This is a genomic window from Streptomyces turgidiscabies Car8 (assembly GCF_000331005.1).
GTDB lineage: Bacteria > Actinomycetota > Actinomycetes > Streptomycetales > Streptomycetaceae > Streptomyces > Streptomyces turgidiscabies.
The window spans coordinates 1-1,918 of sequence record NZ_AEJB01000440.1; the positions used below are offsets into that span (position 1 = coordinate 1).

Here is a 1,918-nt window from a genome sequence, read left to right on the forward strand (position 1 = left end):
TGCGTATGAGCCCGGGCCTAGCTGAAGGAGTCACCGCAGGCGCAGGAACCCGTCGCGTTCGGGTTGTCGATCGTGAAGCCCTGCTTCTCGATGGTGTCGACGAAGTCGATGGAGGCGCCGCCGAGGTAGGGAGCGCTCATCCGGTCGGTGACGACCTTGACGCCGTCGAAGTCCTTGAGAACGTCACCGTCGAGGGAACGCTCGTCGAAGAACAGCTGGTAGCGCAGACCCGAGCAACCGCCGGGCTGAACCGCGACACGCAGGGCGAGGTCCTCGCGGCCTTCCTGGTCGAGCAGGGCCTTGACCTTCGCCGCGGCGGCGTCGGACAGGATGATGCCGTCGGTGACGGTGCTGGTCTCGTCCGATACGGACATCTACATCTCTCCCGGGTTGTACGGAGACTTCTGCCGACGTTTGCAACCGGCGGGGCCGCGGATTAATTCCGGGCCGAGAGTCTGTTCTTTCCGTCTGGCTTTTGGGTTCTCCTCTCCATGCTCGCACACGCGCGGAAGCGCGAACAGCGCCCTGTGGACAGGCCGGGGCCGTGCTCCGATCGCGCGCCGGGATTCATGTCACATCGACGCTATGAACCTCGTCAAAGTGACGTGAAGGGGTTACGATAGATAACGTCAATTCGACGAAAAGGCGTGACCGGAAGAACAGAAAGGGTGCGTGTCGTGACCACCGCCCAGACGCAGGACCTCGACGTACAGCCGACGCCCCTCGCCCTGCTGCTCCTCGGCCGCGAGGCCGACACGAAGAGCGAGCGCGGCGTGGACTGCCCCGGGGACCTGCCCTCCCCCTCCGACCCGGACCTGGTGGCACGTGCCCGCGCCGCCAAGGAGAAGCTCGGCGAGAAGGTCTTCGTCCTCGGCCACCACTACCAGCGCGACGAGGTCATCCAGTTCGCGGACGTCACGGGCGACTCCTTCAAGCTGGCCCGGGACGCGGCGGCGCGTCCTGAGGCGGAGTACATCGTGTTCTGCGGTGTCCACTTCATGGCGGAGTCCGCGGACATCCTGACCGGCGACGACCAGAAGGTGGTCCTGCCCGACCTGGCCGCCGGCTGCTCGATGGCGGACATGGCGACGGCCGAGCAGGTCGCGGAGTGCTGGGACGTACTGACGGAGGCCGGGGTGGCCGACCAGGTCGTGCCCGTCTCCTACATGAACTCCTCGGCGGACATCAAGGCGTTCACGGGCAAGCACGGCGGCACGATCTGTACGTCGTCCAATGCCGAGCGCGCCCTTGAGTGGGCCTTCGAGCAGGGCGAGAAGGTCCTGTTCCTGCCGGACCAGCACCTCGGCCGTAACACGGCGGTACGGGACATGGGGATGTCGCTCGACGACTGCGTCCTCTACAACCCGCACAAGCCGAACGGCGGCCTGACGGCGGAGCAGCTGCGCGACGCGAAGATGATCCTGTGGCGCGGCCACTGCTCGGTGCACGGCCGCTTCTCGCTGGACTCGGTGAACGACGTGCGGGCCCGGATTCCCGGCGTGAACGTCCTGGTCCACCCGGAGTGCAAGCACGAGGTGGTCGAGGCGGCGGACTACGTCGGTTCGACCGAGTACATCATCAAGGCGCTGGAGGCGGCCCCGGCCGGCTCGAAGTGGGCCATCGGCACGGAGCTGAACCTGGTGCGCCGCCTGGCGAACCGTTTCGCACCCGAGGGCAAGGAGATCGTCTTCCTCGACAAGACGGTCTGCTTCTGCTCGACGATGAACCGCATCGACCTCCCCCACCTGGTCTGGACCCTGGAGTCCCTGGCCGAGGGCAAGCTGGTGAACCAGATCTCGGTGGACCGCGAGACGGAGACCTTCGCGAAGCTGGCGCTGGAGCGGATGCTGGCGCTGCCGTAGGCGGGCGGGCGGCGCTGCCCGTGTCCATTCGGGTGTGCTCGCGTTTTTGGGATGCA

General features: G+C 66.6%; 2 protein-coding genes. One reads left to right on the top strand and one right to left on the bottom strand.

Annotation, left to right across the window (positions count from 1 at the left end; all coding sequences use genetic code 11):
• Window positions 1-17: 17 nt before the first annotated feature.
• A complete protein-coding gene (locus STRTUCAR8_RS32025; protein ID WP_006380335.1) occupies window positions 18-374 on the bottom strand; it encodes an iron-sulfur cluster assembly accessory protein in 357 nt (118 codons plus the stop codon).
• 303 nt (window positions 375-677) lie between these two features.
• Between STRTUCAR8_RS32025 and nadA the strand changes: the two genes are divergently transcribed.
• Window positions 678-1,862 carry a quinolinate synthase NadA gene (gene nadA / locus STRTUCAR8_RS32030; protein ID WP_044473255.1) on the top strand — a complete coding sequence of 395 codons (1,185 nt, stop codon included), beginning with the start codon at window positions 678-680 and terminating at the stop codon, window positions 1,860-1,862.
• The last annotated feature ends 56 nt before the right edge of the window (window positions 1,863-1,918 follow it).